Source organism: Janthinobacterium sp. HH106, from assembly GCF_001758725.1.
Lineage (GTDB): Bacteria > Pseudomonadota > Gammaproteobacteria > Burkholderiales > Burkholderiaceae_D > Janthinobacterium.
In genome coordinates this window covers 1-15732 of sequence record NZ_LRIC01000014.1, presented here as the reverse complement: position 1 = coordinate 15732, position 15732 = coordinate 1, and the positions used below count along the sequence as shown (strand labels likewise).

Here is a 15732-nt window from a genome sequence, read left to right as displayed (position 1 = left end):
GAAAATGAAACTGATAGCCGGCTTTGTCGGCGTGGCCGTGCTGGCCGCCGGCGCCGCTGGCGGCGCCATCTGGTATTTGGCCAAGCCGGTCGCCGGCCATGCCGATGTCGCCGAAGCGAAAGCCCCGCCACCGCCCGCCACGGGCAAGAAGGCGCGCAAGTTCCTCACGCTGGACAAAGTCATCGTGATGTTGCGCCGCGGCCCCGGCGAAGGCGAAACGCATTACCTGTCGGCCGACCTGGTGATCGCCACCACCGAGGAAAAGGAAAAGCTGACCAAGGATCACTTGCCGCTGATGCGCTCGATCGCCGTCAGCACCCTGTCGAGTTTTCCGCTGGACAAGGCGCAGACCATGACCGTGGAACAATATGCCGAGCAGATCAACAAAGCCTTCAATGTCAGCTACGAGCGTGAACAGATGGAAAAACCGTTCACCGAAGTCATGGTCGGCAAGCTGATCATTGAATAAGCCAACACGCCAGCCGACCTAGTGGGAGATCCCTTGGCCTATGTAGAGCAATACCAGGAAGCGTATGGCGCCGGCGAATATGCCGCCGCCAGCGCTTGCGCGGCCGTGCTCAGCGTTGCTGAAGAGCAACAACATCTGGTGGCGTACTCCCCTTTGGTGAAACGCATCGTGCGCCAGCTCAATTCGCAGGTGTCGGGCGCCATCGACCGCGACGACATGGAACAGATCGGCCTGATGGGCCTGCTCGAAGCCTTGCGCCGCTACGGCGTGCCGGACCAGTCTTTCGGCAGCTATGCCAGCCTGCGCATCCGTGGCGCCATCCTCGATGAACTGCGACGCCAGGACTGGCGCCCGCGCGCCGTGCGCCAGGAAAGCCACCGACTGCGCGACAGCGTGCGCGCCCTGACCCGCCGCCTCGGACGCGAGCCGCTGGACGCGGAAATCATGGCGGCGCTGAAGCTGACGCCGGAAGCTTTCCAGGAATACCAGTTGGCGGAAAACGCCGAGCTGATCGCCAGTTTCGATGAAGTGCTGCAGGAAAGCCTGGGACAGGCCGACAGCGCACCGAGCCCGGAAGAGCAATTGATGGTGCGGCGCAGCCTGGAGCAGGCGCTGCGCGCGCTCGACGAACGCGAGCAGCGCGTGATCCAGATGTATTACGAATTCGAACTGAGCTACAAGGAAATAGCCGCCGTACTGGACCTGAGCGACGCCCGCGTCTGCCAGCTCAACAAGACGGCGCTGGGCAAGATGAAAGCCATGCTGCAAGACGCATAAGTTTCAGCACTATCCATCAAATTGACGCAGCACAATGACGCAGAAAGGCAGTTGACATGGTAATTATCGGTATCTTAATCGTGATGGGGTGTGTATTCGGAGGCTTCGCCCTGATGGGCGGCACCGTCCACGCGATCTGGCAACCGGTCGAGTTGATCATCATCATCGGCGCCGCCGTCGGCGCCCTGGTGCTGGGCAACCCGAAGCATGTACTCGGTGAAATGCTGCACCAGATGCGCAAGATCGTCACGCACAAGAAGCAAGGCTCGGAATTCCAGCGCCAGTTGCTGCTGCTGATGTATGAACTGCTGCAAACGGCCGCCGGCGGCCTGAAGGCGCTGGATGCCCACGTCGAGGCGCCGCGCGAAAGCGCCCTGTTCCAGCGCTATCCGCTGGTGCTGGAAGAGCCGAAGCTGCTGGCCTTTATCGTCGACAACTTCCGTTTGATGGCGATGGGCAAGATCAACGCGCATGAACTCGAAGGCGTGCTGGAGCAGGAACTGGAAGCCATCCACGACGAATTGCTGCAGCCGTCGAAGTCCCTGCACAAGATCGCCGAAGCCATGCCCGGCTTCGGTATTCTGGCCGCCGTGCTCGGCATCGTGATGGCCATGAATTCCGTGGCCGACGGCGCCGACGCGGCGGAAATTTCGGAAAAAGTGGGCGCTGCCATGGTCGGTACCTTCATCGGCATCTTCTTTTGCTACGGCGTGCTCGATCCGATGTGCAACATGATGAAACAGCTGGTGGGCGAGGAAGGCTCGACCATGGAATGCGTGAAGGTCGTGCTGGTCACGCACGTGGCGGGCAAACCGCCGCTGCTGGCCATCGATGCGGGCCGCCGCCTGGTGCAGCTGAACATCAAACCGAGCTTCGCCCAGCTGGAAAGCTGGATCAATGCGCTGGAAGATGGCGGCGCCGAACAAGAGCAAGGCCAAGGCCGGGGAGGCCGCCGTGCTAAAGCCGCATGAGAAACATGAACAGGCCATCATCAAGCGTGCCGGCCGCAAGCATGACGACGATGGCCATGGCGGCGCCTGGAAAGTAGCGTTCGCCGACTTTTGCCTGGCCCTGCTGTCGCTGTTCCTCGTGCTGTGGCTGATGGCCGCGCGCGAGCAGCAGGCGATGAAGGAAATCATGATGGACGCGTCGGCAGGCAGCCGACAGGGCGAAGGCCAGGGCGTCATGCCGGAACAGAAAGGCGGCCCGCGCGGCAGCCTGATCGAGCGCTTCCCCATGCCCCGCAAGGGCACGGGCGACACGCGCACGGAAGGCAAGCAAACGCAGGACGGCAAGGCTGGCGCGGCGCCGCAAAACCAGACCAAGGTCAGCTACCAGTCGCCGGAAGATTTGCTGTCCCTGTCACGCGCGCTCGACAAGCTCAGCGACGAAGCGGGACTGAAGAGCAACCTGCAATCGGTGATCACGCCATACGGCTTGCGCGTCATGCTGCACGATACGGACAAGCAAGGCATGTTCGTGCGCGGCAGCGCCGTGCCGACCGACCGTTTCCGCAAGCTGCTGCGCCAGATGGGGCCCGTGTTTGCGCAAATGGAGAACCAGATGCTGATCGTCGGCCATACGGACTCGATGCAATACGCCAATACCGGCTATGAAGGCTTCTCGAACTGGACCCTGTCGGCCAACCGCGCCATGTCGGCGCGCGCGCAATTGCTGATCGGCAGCATGAGTCCGGACAGCGTGCTGCAAGTGGTCGGCATGGCCGACCGCGCGCCGCTGGACGTGAAAAATGCCAGCGCCGGCATCAATCGCCGCATCGAACTGTTAATATTGACGCGTGGCCAGGCCGACAGCATCGCCGCCATGTTCGGCATGGCCGGACAAAAGCCGCAAGGCGACGAGCTGCAGGTGGGTGAACCGGACTCCGGCACCCTGCAACGCCTGCGCGAAAAACTGGGCCTGCCCGCAAAGAAAGATCGGGAAGAGCATGCAAATTAAGGGCAAGGGACAACGTATGAAAATCTCCTCCGGCAACACCGGTGCTGCCGTGCGCAGCAGCGCCGTCGCGCCGGCCGAGGCGATCGCCGAAAACGCGGGCGCCGCCGGCGCCATGGGCGGCTCGTCGGCCGGGGCGGAACTGCAATCGGCCGTGCTGCAGCCGGCCATGGCCGCCCTGCGCGCCATGCCCGAGATCGACCATGAAAGAGTGGCCATGCTGCGCGATGCGCTGGCCAAGGGCGAGTTGCCGTTCGATCCATCGAAACTGGCGGGCCTGATCCAGCGTTTCCACGGCGGCGAATCGTGACCGCGCCGCGCAAGGGCATCACGCGCCAGGAAGCCGTGCGCCGCGTGCTGCAAGGCATGACGGATGACCGCGCCGGCTATGCCGCGCTGCAAACCTTATTGGAAGAGCAATTTCAGGCCACCTTGCACCACCAGAGCACCCGGCTGACGGCGCTGGCCGACCAGGTCGTCGCTGCCGTCGAGCCACTCGACGCACGCCGCCGCCAGCGTGTCAGTCTCGTCACCGCCCTGCTGGGCCCGCAAGGCGACATGCCCCAATTGTTTGCGCTGTTGCAAGAAGACGCGCGTGCGACCGCCCAGCGCGACTGGGCCGCGCTCGAGCAGATGGTGCTCGAATGCAAGCGCCTGAATGCCCGCAACAGCGATTTATTAACAGAGCAGTACAGCATCATGCAGCGCGTGCTGCATGGCGAGGAAGATACGTATGCGCCAGGCTGATTTCCTGACCACCCGCGCCACGGCGGCGACGCCATCGACGGCGGCGACCCATGCCGTGCAGAGCAATATGCGCGCCACCGAATCCACGGCCTCCAGCGGCGGCTTTGGCAGCGTGTTCCGGCAAGTACAGGGCGAAGTGGCCCGCTTCATCGAACAGGGCGGCGGCAACGCCACCAACCTGAGCCCGCAAGGACGCGCCTACCTGGAGCAAAGCCAGCCCGTCAATGTGCTGGGCGCCATCAGCCAGGGCGGCGAGATCGGCGAAACGCAGCAGCAATTCCTCGCCTCGATCAAGCCATGGACGGAAGAAACGGGCGCGCGCCTGGGCGTGGCGCCGGAAATCGTCGCCGCCCACGCGGCGCTGGAATCGGGCTGGGGCCAGCGTCCGCTGCGCCAGGGCACGGGCGCGGACACCAATAATCTGTTCGGCATCAAGGCCGGCGGCAAATGGCAGGGCGACGTGGCCAGCAACCTGACGACCGAATACGAGGCCGGCAGCGGCACGGCGCTGAAGAAAACCGAGCGCTTCCGCAGCTACCCGGACCAGGCCAGCGCCTTCCGCGACTATGCGCAAGTGCTGCTCGACAATCCACGCTACCGCGCCGCCCTCAACACGGGCGCCGACGCGGGCGCCTTCGCGCAGGGTTTGGCGCGCGGCGGCTATGCCACCGACCCCAACTATGCCGCCAAGCTGACCCAGCTGGCGACACGTCTGCAGCGCACGGCCGCCGCCGAGTAAGTTCCCTTTAACGGCCGGGAAGTTCGGCCGGCTCCACCACGCCCGCATCGACCACCCTGGCGCGTATCACCGTGCCGCTGGTGGCGTTGCGCACGCGGATCAGCTCGCCAAGCGCGCCCGGATCCATCGCCTCGCCGGCCATGCTCACTTCCACCTGCTCCTTGCGCGCCACGATGTTGACCGCACTGCCCCGCTTGATCAGCACGGGCGAGGCCAGCTGTCCCTGGCGCAGCACTTCGCCGGCACGCAAGCTGCGCCGGCTCGACAGGCCAATCGCGCCAGGCAAGGCAGAAATACTGTCCGGCACCATCGTCACGTCGCGCCGCGCCAGCACCACGTCACCCGATTGCAACGGCGTATTGGCCGTGACGGGGGCGCTGGTGACGGCCACTTGCGCCGTGATGCTGCCGCGCGCCAGCATTTCGTAACGCCATCCGTTGCTTCCAGGACACACTGCGACAAAGCGCATGCGCTGCGCCGAGCGGCTGTCCGCCGTTTCCAGCGCAACGGGCGCGGCGCACGCCGGCATGGGGCGCGTGCTTTTCACGACGGTCACCTGAAACTGGGGTTCCAGCAGTCCCGCCGTGGCCGCCTGCTGTGTCAATTGCTCGCGAGCTAGCTGTTCCACACGTGAAAATATATTGTCGGCTGGCAATTCTGCGCGACCTGCACTACTATATAGGCTGGTCAGTAAAAATAGGCTTGGCAGCAGTATGTGACGACATTGCGCCTTGTTCCACATCACGGAATAGTTCTCAAAGTAAATCATTGCTAACCTTAATCAAAGATACTGAAGCGGCATGACCTTACCATGCGTCAACATGACTTGGCTGGGATTTTACCTCTGCACCACTTATTTTCTGGACCAAACCGCAAAAAGCACGATCGAATTCAACACAAAGGATGACCATGGGGATTAATTTCAAGGATGCGCTGGGCGTGCATGCCGATGCACTCGCACTGCGTGCCGACCGTACACGCGTGCTGGCGGCCAACATCGCCAATGAAAACACGCCCGGCTTCCAGGCCATGGACATGGATTTCGGCAGCGCCCTGCAACAATTGCAGGATAACGAGGCCGGCCTGCTGTCGACCGATGACGATGCCAGTGCCCTGTACCGCGTACCCTACCACCCCAGCCGCGACGGCAATACCGTCGAAATCGGCGTCGAGCAGGCGGCGTTCTCGCAGAATGCCACCGACTTCCAGACCAGCCTCACTTTCGTCAACATGAAACTGAAGGGTCTGTCCAAGGCCATTTCCGGACAATAAGGATCAGCATGAGCTTCCAGGATATTTCCAAGATCGCCGGTTCGGCGATGGCGGCGCAGACCGTGCGCCTCAATACCATCGCCAGCAACCTGGCCAATGCCGATTCCGTTGCCGGTTCCGAAGGCGAAACCTACCGCGCGCGCAAACCCGTGTTTGCGGCCGTGATGGATGGCCCGGGCGCCAGCGGCGCCGGCGGACGCGTTCAGGTGCTCGACGTGGTGCAAAGCGATGAGCCGCTGCGCAAGGTGTATGAACCGGGCCACCCGATGGCCAATGCCGACGGCATGGTGTTCTACCCCAACGTCAACCAGGTAGCCGAGATGACCGACATGATGTCGGCCTCGCGCGCGTTTGAAACCAATGTCGAAGTTCTGGGCCGCATCAAGTCGATGCAGCAATCGCTCCTCAAATTAGGTGAAGCATAATCCATGGAAACCAATCTCTTTACAAACAACACCAATGGCAGCGGCAGCAACAATGCCGTCAAATCGCAAAACAATGCCACCCAGGATATGTTCACCAAGTTGCTGGTCGCGCAGATCAAGAACCAGGATCCCCTGGCGCCGACCGATCCGAGCCAGTTCGTCAATCAATTGACGCAGCAGGCGCAGACGGAAGCGATGCAAAACCTGTCTACGCTGACCAGCGCCAATGCCAGCGTGCTGCAATCGATGCAGGTGCTGGCCCTGGGCGCGCAGGTAGGCTCCGAAGTCATGGTCAACAGCGAAACGGTGCAGCTCGACAAGAGCAAGGTCAGCGGCAGCATCGCGCTGGCGGCCGGCACCACCAAGACCACCGTGACCCTGAAAGGCATCGACGACAAGGAATACAAGATCGAACTGGGCGCCAAGTCGGCCGGCACGGTGCCGTTCACCATCGATCCCGTCGCCTTGGGCTTGCCTGCAGGCACGTACACCATGGCGGTCACCACCAATGGCACCGAAAAACCATCGGTCGACATCGCGGGCAAGCTCAACAGCGTGCGCCTGTCGTCCGGCGGCAGCATGATTTTGAGCGTGTCGAACCTGGGCGAAGTCAACCCTGGCGCGATCACCGGCTTCAACGGCAAGACGGCCTGATCCGCTCGCCCCTTCGTTTCCTGAACACTAATCTCGTCCTTCACTAAAGGAAGTCAACATGAGTTTCGACATCGCGCTGTCCGGTATCCAGTCCATCAACCAACAGTTGAACAGCACCAGTAACAATATCGCCAATGCCGGCACCTACGGCTTCAAGAGCAGCCGCGCCAACTTTTCGGCCATGTATGCCGGTTCGCGCGCCACGGGCACGGAAATCGGCTCGATCACGCAAAGCATGTCGCTCACTGGCGGCGTGCTGAACACGGGCCGCGCGCTCGACGCGGCCATCGACGGCCGCGGCTTTTTCGTCGCGCGCGATGCGCAAAACACCATGAGCTACAGCCGGGTCGGCATCTTTTCGGCCAGCAGCGATGGCAAGCTGATCGACTCGAACGGCCGCCTGGTACAGGGCTATGCCGCCGTCAAAGGCAGCACCACCCTGGGCACCATGGGCGACATGAACATTCCGACGGGCCAGATTCCCGCCGTGGCATCGACCAAGCTGGCATATGCCGCCAACATGTCGTCCGAATGGACCATCAAGGCCGTGCCTTTCAACAAGACCAACGAACTGAGCTACAACAGCGCCAAGTCCTCGATCGTCTACGATTCGTTGGGCGCCAAGCACTCGCTGGGCCAGTACTTCGTCAAGACGGCGACGGGCGTGGACGTGCACTACACCTTTGACAATACCGATGTGACGCCGGTGACGAGTATGACCTTCGACACGAACGGCAAGCTGGTGACCGGAACGACCGCCACGCCGGTGTTCCCGACGCCGCCTGGCGCCGCAGCGCTGTCGATCGCCATCGACTACACGGGCACGACCCAGTTCGCCGGTGAAGCGACCACCTCGACCGACCGCGCCGACGGCTATGCCTCGGGCACCTACACGGGCGTGGAACTGGCCGACGACGGCTCCGTCGTGGCGAAATACACGAACGGCCAGAAGCAAAGCATCGGCGTGATCGCCCTGGCCACCTTCCCTGACGAAGGCGGGCTGACGGCCGTCAACGATACCAGCTGGGTCGCCTCGACCACCTCCGGCACCGCCATCTATGACCGTCCGGGCGTCGGCATGGCCGGCAAACTGGTGACGAGCTCGCTGGAACAGTCGAACGTCGACATCACCTCCGAACTGGTGGGCCTGATGACGTCGCAGCGCAACTACCAGGCGAACTCGAAGGTCATCTCGACCGAGAACGCCATGCTGCAATCGCTGATGCAAGCGCTGTAATCCACGATACGCAAAGGTAAAAAGCAATGGATGCGCTGATTTATACCGCCATGAGCGGGGCCGACCGTGCCCTGCGGGCACAGCAGGTACACGCCAACAACCTGGCCAATATCGAGACGGGCGGCTTTCGCGCCAACCTGGAAGTGTCCACTGCCCAGCCGCTGCAAAACGGCTATGGCTACGACGACCGCCACATGACGCAGACGCAGTCGAGCGCCGTCGGCACGCGCACGGGCGCCATCAAGGAAACGGGACGCGAACTCGACGTGGCCGTCACGGGCCCCGGCTTTCTCGCTGTGCAATGGCAAAACGGTGAAGCCTACACGCGCGCCGGCGCCATGGACCTCGATGAAACCGGCGCGCTGACCATCAACGGCCGGCCCGTGCTGGGCGAAGGCGGTCCGATCACGATTCCCGAGCACACCAGCCTGTCGATCGGCGCCGATGGCACGATTTCCATCCAGGTGCCAGGGACTGCGCAAATGCAGACCGTCGACAAGCTCAAGCTGGTCAATGCGGAATCGGGCGAGTTGACGAAGAACGAGGCGGGCCTGATCGTGGCACGCAGCGGCGAAGACTTGCAGGCCGACCCGGCGGTGCGCCTGCGCGACCGTCACCTGGAAGGCAGCAACGTGTCGGCCGTCGAGGAAATGGTCGCCACCATGAGCCTGAACCGCAGTTTCGAAATGCAAATGAAAATTTTCAAGGCCAGCGACGCGATGACCGAGTCCGGCAACCGCCTGCTGGGCGCCTGAGCCCAACGCCAATCAATTACCAGGAGTAAATCATGAATCCAGCAATGTGGATCAGCAAGACCGGCGTGCAGGCACAAGACGCCAAGCTGCAAGCCATCGCGAACAACCTGGCCAACGTCAATACCGTTGGCTTCAAGCGCGACCGCGTCGTCTTTGAGGACCTGTTTTACCAGGTCGAGCAGCAGCCGGGCACGCAGCGCGCCGACAATACCCTGTCGCCATCGGGCGTGCAGCTGGGTAACGGTACGCACATGGTCGGCACGCAAAAGGTGTTTACCACCGGCAGCCTGCAAACGACGAGCCGCGAATTCGACGTCGCCATCACCGGCAACGGCTTCCTGCAAGTGCTGCGCCCGAACGGCGAAGCGGCCTACACGCGCGCCGGCCAGCTCGGCATCAATGAAAACGGCGTGATGGTCAATGCCCAGGGCTTGCCGCTGGTACCGCAGATCACCGTGCCGAACAATGCGACGGCGATCACCATCGGTGAAAACGGCATGGTCACGGCCACCGTGCCGGGCAATGTCAACGGCACCCAGCTGGGCCAGCTGAACCTGACCAGCTTCGTCAACCCGACGGGCCTGCTGGCACTGGGCGAAAACCTGTTCCAGGAAACGGCATCGAGCGGCACGCCGACGGAAGGCCGTCCCGGCGAAGGCGCACTGGGCAAGCTGAAACAGTTCGCGCTGGAAGGCTCGAACGTGCAGGTGGTCGAAGAGATGGTCGACATGATCGCTGCCCAGCGCACCTATGAAATGAACACCAAGGTGCTGTCGGCCGCCGACAATATGCTGCAATACCTGGCGCAAGCGGCACGCTGATGACAATCGCCATGAAAGCCACGGCAGCCATGCTGCTGGTGTTGATGGCCGGTTGCGCCAGCCAGCCGGCCGCGCCGGTGGCGCCCAGCTTTTCCGATACGCCGCTGCCCGTGGCGCCGCGCAGCGCTGCGCGCGGCGGCGTGGGCGGCGGCGTTTTCAATCCCGACGCGGGCCTGGACCTGATCTCGGACAGCCGCGCCTTCCGCGTCGGCGACGTCGTCACGGTGGCCCTGCAGGAAACCACGCAAGCGAGCAAGAAGGCCGGCACCTCGTTCAACAAGGGTTCGTCCGTCGGCGTGAATGCGGCCAACATCCTCGGCAAGACCTTCCCCAAGACGGGCATCGACCTGTCGGCCGACCGCAACTTCGCCGGCGACTCGACCAGCACGCAGCAAAATGCGCTATCCGGCGCAATCACCGTGATCGTGCAGGAAGTGCTGCCGAACGGCTTGCTGCGCGTGCAGGGCGAGAAAACGCTGACCCTGAACCAGGGCGAGGAATTCGTGCGCCTGCGCGGCTACCTGCGCGCGGCCGACATCGATTCGAACAACCAGGTCTCGTCCCTGCGCATCGCCAATGCACAGATCGCCTATTCCGGCCAGGGCACCCTGGCCGAAGCCAATACACCAGGCTGGCTGACGCGCTTCTTCGTCGGCCCATGGATGCCGTTTTAAGGTGAGCTCATGAAATTTCGTTCCGCCCTGCCCCTGGCAGCCATGCTGGCCGCGCTCTCCGGCTTTGCCCTGCCCGCCAGCGCCGCGCAAGTGCTGCGCAACCTGGTCAGTATCGAGGGCGTGCGCGACAACCCGCTGGTCGGCTACGGCCTCGTCGTGGGCCTGAACGGCAGCGGCGACACCACCCAGGTGAAGTTTTCCAGCCAGTCCGTGGTCAACATGCTCAAGCAATTCGGCGTGAAGATGCCCGACGGCGCCGAAGCAAAAAGCAAGAACGTCGCCACCGTCATGGTCAGTGCCGTGTTTCCCCCAGGATACCGCCGTGGCCAGGCCATCGATGTCACCGTGTCGTCCCTGGGCGATGCGAAAAGCTTGCGCGGCGGCACCTTGTTGCTGACGCAATTGCGCGCGGCCGACAATGAAACGTATGCGCTGGCACAAGGCAACGTCGTCGTCGGCGGCTTGAACGCCACCGGCAAGAGCGGCTCGTCCGTCACCGTCAACACGCCGACCTCGGGCCGCATTCCCAACGGCGCCAACATCGAACGCGAAATCCTCAGCGATTTCTCGACCAAGCCGACCGTCACCCTGAACTTGCGCCACCCGCATTTCGAGACGGCCATCAATATCGTCGAAGCCGTCAACCGCCGCTTTGGCGCCGTCGCCACCACGCGCGACGCCACCAGCGTGGAAGTACTGGCGCCGGAAAACCCGACCCAGCGCGTGGCCTTCATGGCCAAGCTCGAAGCGCTCTCCGTCGATGTCGGCGTCGATACGCCGAAAGTGGTCTTCAATTCGCGCACCGGCACCGTGGTCATCGCCGAAGGCTTGCGCGTCAAGGCGGCCGCCGTCACGCACGGCTCGCTCAAGGTCGTCATTTCCGAAAGTTCGGCCGTCAGCCAGCCGGCGCCGTTCGGCCGCGGCCAGACCACCGTTACGCCGCAGTCGAAAGTGTCCGTCGACCAGGGCAATGGCAATATGTTCAAATGGCCGGCCGGTGCGAAGCTGCAGTCGATTATCGACGTGGTCAACAGCCTGGGCGCCTCGCCCGACGACATCATGGCAATTTTGCAAGCCCTGGACCAGGCCGGCGCCATCGAAGGCGAACTGGTGGTCATATGATGAATATCAACGACAGCAGCGGCGCCCTGCCCTCGGCGCTCGACGACAAGACGCCCGCCGCGGCCACGCCGGCCGATCCCCGTTATGCGGCCAAGGCCACCGAGGCGGCCGTCAAGTTCGAAGCCTTCTTCATCTCGCACATGCTGCGCCAGATGCGTTCGGGCACGCGCGAGATGGCGGGCGAAGACAGCGTCTTCAAGGACCCGGTCAACAGCGACATGCTGGAAATGGCTGATAACCTGGTGGCCGACAAGATGGCCGGCCAGCGCGCCTTCGGCATCGCCGACGCCATTCTGCGCCAACTGCTGCCGCCTGCCGGCGCACCGGTGACAGCCCGTGGCGCTGTCAAGACCGACAATATTGCGGCGCCGCTTAATAAATCCGTCTGAAGCGTCGCCTGTACAAGGTAACAACGATTCAGTGCCTGCCCACCCGCACGCGCCACACTCTTCACGAAAGAAACTTGCCCAATGAGCATCATCAGCAATGCATTGTCAGGCAGCATCGCCGCCCAGGCCGCACTCAATGCGGCCAGCCAGAACATCGCCAACCTGCAAACGGCGGGCTACACGCGCCAGGGTGTGCTGCTGTCATCGCTTGGCGCCACCGCCGGCGTGCGTTCGGCCGGCAATGGCGTGGAAGTGTCCGCCTTGCTGCGTTTTGCCGATGCTTATAAGAGCCAGCAAATGTGGCGTGCCGCGTCCGACCAGGGCGCCCGCTCGCAGACCCAGCCTTACCTGACCCAGCTCGAGCGCGTGATGGGCGACGATGCGTCGAGCATCAGCAATGGCATCGACGGTTTCTTCAAGGCCCTGAACGCGGCCGCCGTCGACCCGACATCGACGCCGCTGCGCCAGCAGATCGTCACTTCCGCCGATGCCATGGCGCAGCGCTTCAACAGCATCAGCACCGTCATGGGCAACCAGTTGCTGTCGGTCCAGCAACAACGGGCGGCGATTGTGCCGCAAGCGAATACCACCCTGGCCAATATCGCCGCGTTGAACCAGCGTATCAGCACCTCCACGGCGTCGGGCACGAACGTGTCGTCGCTGATGGATGCGCGCGACCAGCTGATCGATGGCCTGGCCTCGCAAATGGGCATCGATGTGCTCGACCAGCCGGACGGCTCGCGCAATGTCTCGCTGAAGTCGGGCCAGCCGCTGGTCATCGGCAGCCTGGCCGGCACCCTGAGCAGCACCATGACGAACACGGGCGATCAGACGCTGAGCCTCGATTTCGCCAAGTCCTCGTACACGCTAGATCTGGTCGCCATCGGCGGCCAGATGGGCGGCCTGGGCGAATTCGAAAAAAATACCCTGAAACCGCTGCAGCAGTCGCTGCAGGACATGGCCACCCAGTTGACCAGCAAGGTCAACGCGCAACTGGCGCTGGGAACAACCATGGCCGGCACGGCCGGCGGTCCCCTGCTGGCCTACGCGAATGGCAAGCTGAGCATTACCCCTGGCTTCAACGCCAAGGACCTGGCCCTGTCGCTGACGGGCCAGGCCGGCGACAGCGGCAACTTGCAGAAATTGATCGACATCAAGAATCAACCGATCAACGTCAGCTGGGTGGGTTCCGTCCTGATGAGCGACGCGGACACGCAGCTGGTCGGCAAGCTGGCGATCTACAGCCAGCAGAACCAGGCCTTGCTGAAGACGGCCAGCACGGTGCGCGCGCAAGCGATCGACGACTGGAAATCCACGAGCGGCGTGAACAAGGACGAAGAAGCGATGAACCTGGTCGAATTTCAGAATATGTACCAGGCAAACATGAAAGTCATTTCCGTGGCGAATACCTTGTTTGACGCCACTTTGCAAATGATGGGTTAAGGAGAAGATCATGCGTGTTGCCAGTAGCCAGTACCAATCGCTGATTAATATTTCTCTTCAGCAAAATCAAGAACGCATCAATTACCTGACCCAGCAGATGGCCTCGGGCTTGCGCATCCAGCTGCCGTCGGATGACCCGATCGGCAACGTGCGCATTTCGCGCCTGACGCGCGAGCAAGCCATGGTCACCCAGTACCAGGACAATATCGCCACAGTCAAAGTGCGCCTGCTGAAAAACGAAAACTACCTGTCGAGCATGGTTACCGACATGGGCCAGGCGCGCGACCTGCTCGTGTGGGCGGCCGACGGCAGCAACGCCCCCGACGACCTGAATGCGATGACGCAATCGCTGGTCGCCATGCGAGACAGCGTGCTGTACACGGCCAACCTGAAGGACCAGGAAGGCCGCTACATGTTTTCCGGCACCGCCACCGACCAGCCTGCGATCAAGTACGACGCGACGGCGGCTGCCGGTTCGCGCTACAGCTACATCGGCAATACCGACACGCAGACCGTGGTGGTGGGCAATGGCGTGACGCAGGCGGCCAACGTCGACGTGAAGAATCTGGAAGTATGGCTCAACAAGATCGACCAGGTCATCACCACCCTCGGCACGCCGGGCGTCAGCCCGAATGACCCGGCCGTGCGGGCCGTGGTGGGCGCAGGTCTGAATGGCACGGATGACGGCATGGATCTGCTCTCGGGCAAGATCGCCATCTTCGGCGGCGCGCAGAACATTCTGTCCACCTTGTCCGGCAACCTGGCCAATGTCTCGCTGTCGAACGATTCGGCCCTGCTGGACCTGAAAAAGACCGACATGGGCGCGGCGGCCATCGAACTGACCGGCTACCAGACAGCCCTGCAGGCAACATACAAGGCATACGCCAAGGTTGGCACCATTTCCCTGTTTGATCTTCTCTGACCATCATGCAAATCGTTCAGACTCCCTCCTCTTCCGGCGTCAATGCCAAAGGCGCCGGCACAGCCCGCGTCGTTGATGACGCGTCCGCCGCCATCAACGGCAGCGCCAGCGCGCGCAGCGATGCGCCGGCGGCGAAGAGGTCGACGGCGAGCCTGCAACGCGGCCTGAGCAACTGGGATCACCAGCTGCAGGGGGAGATTTCCAACGCGCAGCAAACGCTCGACTACCTGGAACGCAGCAGCAGCCAGTTGCAAGCGCTGAAAAGCGAGCTGGCGGCCAAGCTGGCCGCGCGCCAAGGCCGCGAAGGGCAAGTCGAAGCGAGAGTACGCCAGTTCAGCAATACCTGGCGCCAGCGCGCCAGCGCCTCGGGCGGCACGCTCGACGCACAACTCAGCTATACCAGCCCGCGCGCGGCACAGCAAAACTTCAGCATCCGCGGCCTGACCATGGCCAGCCTGCAGGAAGGCCCGCAGGAAGTGCTGGCGTTTTCCGTCGGCGGCGCGAACCAGGCATTGCGCTCGGTCAATATCGAACCTGGCCTGAGCGCGAACGAAATCGTCTCGCGCTTCGACCGCGCCTTGATGCCATCGGGTATCGGCGTCAAACTGGGCGAGAATGGCGAACTGGTGTTCAGCACGTCGGAAGCGGCCTGGGCCAACGTGCGCGACAGCCTGTCCGTGCGCGGCAGCGGCATCCGCTATCCGACCGGCCAGATGAGCCGCGTGCGCACGGATGCGGAGCCGGCCGCCATCGCCCCGGAAGAATGGCATACCGGCGACGTGGAAGCCCTGCGCGCCACCTTGCAGCAAGTGGTGCAGGCGCTGGCGCAGTTGCAGGCGGCGCGCAGCTCCGTCAGTCTGGCCCTGGCGCAAGCGACGGGACGAGTTGCCCGCGCGCAACCGGTGCAGGTGCACGTCAGCATGGATACCCTGGCGGAAAACTTCACGCAAAAGGCCAGCGAGCCCGGCTATGAATCGCTGCTGGCGATCAGCTCGGCATTGGTCGGCATCAGCCGCGAGAGAGTCGTCGCCCTGCTGGGCCTCGAATAATCGCTCCCCGCGCGTGCGCCGCCCTGGCGCACGCGGCAATAATGGGGCACGCCCCCTAGCTCAGGACGGTGGAAATCCGTAGGCTCTGTCCCCGACAAATAGGGGAACTCAAGGAATCTTCCCCAGGCCCGGCTGTCTGACTGTGCATCGCAGACAAACGGGAGCCATCCATGCAGCCAGCCGAATGGAAAACCTTCATCACCCAGTTTGCCGCACTGAGCCGTCGCCAGCGTTTGGCGAGCACTGCTCTGCTGCGCGGGGCAGGATCGCAGAACGCCGCC

The 15732-nt window shown here is 63.0% G+C and carries 20 protein-coding genes and 1 pseudogene; 20 read left to right on the top strand and 1 reads right to left on the bottom strand.

Annotated elements, in window-relative coordinates; genetic code table 11:
* Positions 1-4: 4 nt before the first annotated feature.
* Genes JAB8_RS07415 through JAB8_RS07385 form a run of 7 tightly spaced genes read left to right on the top strand, consistent with a single transcriptional unit; the run spans position 5 to position 4688 of the window.
* Complete coding sequence (locus JAB8_RS07415; protein ID WP_306798497.1) at positions 5-469, top strand: flagellar basal body-associated FliL family protein; 465 nt, start codon at positions 5-7, stop codon at positions 467-469.
* Positions 470-502: 33 nt separating this feature from the next.
* A complete protein-coding gene (locus tag JAB8_RS07410; protein WP_046684903.1) occupies positions 503-1246 on the top strand; it encodes a FliA/WhiG family RNA polymerase sigma factor in 744 nt (247 codons plus the stop codon).
* Positions 1247-1302: 56 nt separating this feature from the next.
* Entirely contained in the window at positions 1303-2217 is a 915-nt protein-coding gene (motA, locus tag JAB8_RS07405) for a flagellar motor stator protein MotA (RefSeq protein WP_034757817.1), read from the top strand.
* A complete protein-coding gene (locus tag JAB8_RS07400) occupies positions 2144-3205 on the top strand; it encodes a flagellar motor protein MotB (protein WP_070219910.1) in 1062 nt (353 codons plus the stop codon). The genes motA and JAB8_RS07400 overlap by 74 nt, the downstream gene beginning before the upstream one ends.
* A gap of 16 nt (positions 3206-3221) precedes the next feature.
* Complete coding sequence (gene flgM / locus JAB8_RS07395) at positions 3222-3512, top strand: flagellar biosynthesis anti-sigma factor FlgM (protein WP_034757812.1); 291 nt, start codon at positions 3222-3224, stop codon at positions 3510-3512.
* Positions 3509-3949: a flagellar export chaperone FlgN gene (gene flgN, locus JAB8_RS07390; RefSeq protein ID WP_083287147.1), complete on the top strand. Its 441-nt coding sequence runs from the start codon at positions 3509-3511 to the stop codon at positions 3947-3949. Before flgM ends, flgN begins: the two co-directional genes overlap by 4 nt.
* Positions 3936-4688: a glucosaminidase domain-containing protein gene (locus tag JAB8_RS07385; RefSeq protein WP_070219908.1), complete on the top strand. Its 753-nt coding sequence runs from the start codon at positions 3936-3938 to the stop codon at positions 4686-4688. The genes flgN and JAB8_RS07385 overlap by 14 nt, the downstream gene beginning before the upstream one ends.
* A gap of 7 nt (positions 4689-4695) precedes the next feature.
* Here JAB8_RS07385 and flgA read toward each other — a convergent pair whose 3' ends face one another.
* Positions 4696-5316 (bottom strand): flagellar basal body P-ring formation chaperone FlgA, encoded by a 621-nt coding sequence (flgA, locus tag JAB8_RS07380; RefSeq protein WP_227742151.1) that lies wholly within the window; start codon positions 5314-5316, stop codon positions 4696-4698.
* A gap of 281 nt (positions 5317-5597) precedes the next feature.
* Between flgA and flgB the strand changes: the two genes are divergently transcribed.
* The 13 genes and pseudogenes from flgB to JAB8_RS28905 form a co-directional block, all read left to right on the top strand.
* The gene (flgB, locus tag JAB8_RS07375) at positions 5598-5960 is read left to right on the top strand and encodes a flagellar basal body rod protein FlgB (protein ID WP_034758109.1); all 363 of its coding nucleotides are present in this window, start codon (positions 5598-5600) and stop codon (positions 5958-5960) included.
* Between the two features lie 8 nt (positions 5961-5968).
* The gene (gene flgC, locus JAB8_RS07370) at positions 5969-6385 is read left to right on the top strand and encodes a flagellar basal body rod protein FlgC (RefSeq protein ID WP_034757795.1); all 417 of its coding nucleotides are present in this window, start codon (positions 5969-5971) and stop codon (positions 6383-6385) included.
* Between the two features lie 3 nt (positions 6386-6388).
* Positions 6389-7039: a flagellar hook capping FlgD N-terminal domain-containing protein gene (locus JAB8_RS07365; protein WP_070289068.1), complete on the top strand. Its 651-nt coding sequence runs from the start codon at positions 6389-6391 to the stop codon at positions 7037-7039.
* Between the two features lie 58 nt (positions 7040-7097).
* The gene (locus JAB8_RS07360) at positions 7098-8276 is read left to right on the top strand and encodes a flagellar hook-basal body complex protein (RefSeq protein ID WP_070219903.1); all 1179 of its coding nucleotides are present in this window, start codon (positions 7098-7100) and stop codon (positions 8274-8276) included.
* Between the two features lie 26 nt (positions 8277-8302).
* A complete protein-coding gene (locus JAB8_RS07355) occupies positions 8303-9031 on the top strand; it encodes a flagellar basal body rod protein FlgF (protein WP_070219896.1) in 729 nt (242 codons plus the stop codon).
* A 32-nt stretch (positions 9032-9063) separates the two neighbouring features.
* Entirely contained in the window at positions 9064-9852 is a 789-nt protein-coding gene (gene flgG / locus JAB8_RS07350; RefSeq protein WP_170909686.1) for a flagellar basal-body rod protein FlgG, read from the top strand.
* An 11-nt stretch (positions 9853-9863) separates the two neighbouring features.
* Complete coding sequence (gene flgH, locus JAB8_RS07345) at positions 9864-10526, top strand: flagellar basal body L-ring protein FlgH (protein WP_046685514.1); 663 nt, start codon at positions 9864-9866, stop codon at positions 10524-10526.
* A gap of 9 nt (positions 10527-10535) precedes the next feature.
* Complete coding sequence (locus JAB8_RS07340) at positions 10536-11648, top strand: flagellar basal body P-ring protein FlgI (RefSeq protein WP_070219890.1); 1113 nt, start codon at positions 10536-10538, stop codon at positions 11646-11648.
* On the top strand, positions 11648-12037 hold the full coding sequence (locus JAB8_RS07335; RefSeq protein WP_070219914.1) for a rod-binding protein: 390 nt from the start codon (positions 11648-11650) through the stop codon (positions 12035-12037). The genes JAB8_RS07340 and JAB8_RS07335 overlap by 1 nt, the downstream gene beginning before the upstream one ends.
* Positions 12038-12118: 81 nt before the next feature.
* Positions 12119-13480 carry a flagellar hook-associated protein FlgK gene (gene flgK / locus JAB8_RS07330; protein WP_070289067.1) on the top strand — a complete coding sequence of 454 codons (1362 nt, stop codon included), beginning with the start codon at positions 12119-12121 and terminating at the stop codon, positions 13478-13480.
* 10 nt (positions 13481-13490) lie between these two features.
* The gene (gene flgL / locus JAB8_RS07325; RefSeq protein WP_070219886.1) at positions 13491-14402 is read left to right on the top strand and encodes a flagellar hook-associated protein FlgL; all 912 of its coding nucleotides are present in this window, start codon (positions 13491-13493) and stop codon (positions 14400-14402) included.
* Between the two features lie 5 nt (positions 14403-14407).
* A complete protein-coding gene (locus tag JAB8_RS07320) occupies positions 14408-15451 on the top strand; it encodes a hypothetical protein (protein WP_070219884.1) in 1044 nt (347 codons plus the stop codon).
* A gap of 170 nt (positions 15452-15621) precedes the next feature.
* Positions 15622-15732 (top strand): annotated as a pseudogene (locus JAB8_RS28905) (IS1595 family transposase); the annotation flags it as partial.

What these genes read in the sequence shown, in the direction of transcription:
- flgK (WP_070289067.1), top strand. Translation starts at nt 12,119, where the DNA reads ATGAGCATCATCAGCAATGCATTGTCAGGCAGCATCGCCGCCCAGGCC.
- JAB8_RS07400 (WP_070219910.1), top strand. Translation starts at nt 2,144, where the DNA reads ATGCGCTGGAAGATGGCGGCGCCGAACAAGAGCAAGGCCAAGGCCGGG.
- JAB8_RS07340 (WP_070219890.1), top strand. Translation starts at nt 10,536, where the DNA reads ATGAAATTTCGTTCCGCCCTGCCCCTGGCAGCCATGCTGGCCGCGCTC.
- JAB8_RS07415 (WP_306798497.1), top strand. Translation starts at nt 5, where the DNA reads ATGAAACTGATAGCCGGCTTTGTCGGCGTGGCCGTGCTGGCCGCCGGC.
- JAB8_RS07360 (WP_070219903.1), top strand. Translation starts at nt 7,098, where the DNA reads ATGAGTTTCGACATCGCGCTGTCCGGTATCCAGTCCATCAACCAACAG.
- flgL (WP_070219886.1), top strand. Translation starts at nt 13,491, where the DNA reads ATGCGTGTTGCCAGTAGCCAGTACCAATCGCTGATTAATATTTCTCTT.
- JAB8_RS07385 (WP_070219908.1), top strand. Translation starts at nt 3,936, where the DNA reads ATGCGCCAGGCTGATTTCCTGACCACCCGCGCCACGGCGGCGACGCCA.
- flgM (WP_034757812.1), top strand. Translation starts at nt 3,222, where the DNA reads ATGAAAATCTCCTCCGGCAACACCGGTGCTGCCGTGCGCAGCAGCGCC.
- flgG (WP_170909686.1), top strand. Translation starts at nt 9,064, where the DNA reads ATGAATCCAGCAATGTGGATCAGCAAGACCGGCGTGCAGGCACAAGAC.
- JAB8_RS07335 (WP_070219914.1), top strand. Translation starts at nt 11,648, where the DNA reads ATGAATATCAACGACAGCAGCGGCGCCCTGCCCTCGGCGCTCGACGAC.
- motA (WP_034757817.1), top strand. Translation starts at nt 1,303, where the DNA reads ATGGTAATTATCGGTATCTTAATCGTGATGGGGTGTGTATTCGGAGGC.
- JAB8_RS07355 (WP_070219896.1), top strand. Translation starts at nt 8,303, where the DNA reads ATGGATGCGCTGATTTATACCGCCATGAGCGGGGCCGACCGTGCCCTG.
- JAB8_RS07320 (WP_070219884.1), top strand. Translation starts at nt 14,408, where the DNA reads ATGCAAATCGTTCAGACTCCCTCCTCTTCCGGCGTCAATGCCAAAGGC.
- flgH (WP_046685514.1), top strand. Translation starts at nt 9,864, where the DNA reads ATGAAAGCCACGGCAGCCATGCTGCTGGTGTTGATGGCCGGTTGCGCC.
- flgB (WP_034758109.1), top strand. Translation starts at nt 5,598, where the DNA reads ATGGGGATTAATTTCAAGGATGCGCTGGGCGTGCATGCCGATGCACTC.
- JAB8_RS07365 (WP_070289068.1), top strand. Translation starts at nt 6,389, where the DNA reads ATGGAAACCAATCTCTTTACAAACAACACCAATGGCAGCGGCAGCAAC.
- flgC (WP_034757795.1), top strand. Translation starts at nt 5,969, where the DNA reads ATGAGCTTCCAGGATATTTCCAAGATCGCCGGTTCGGCGATGGCGGCG.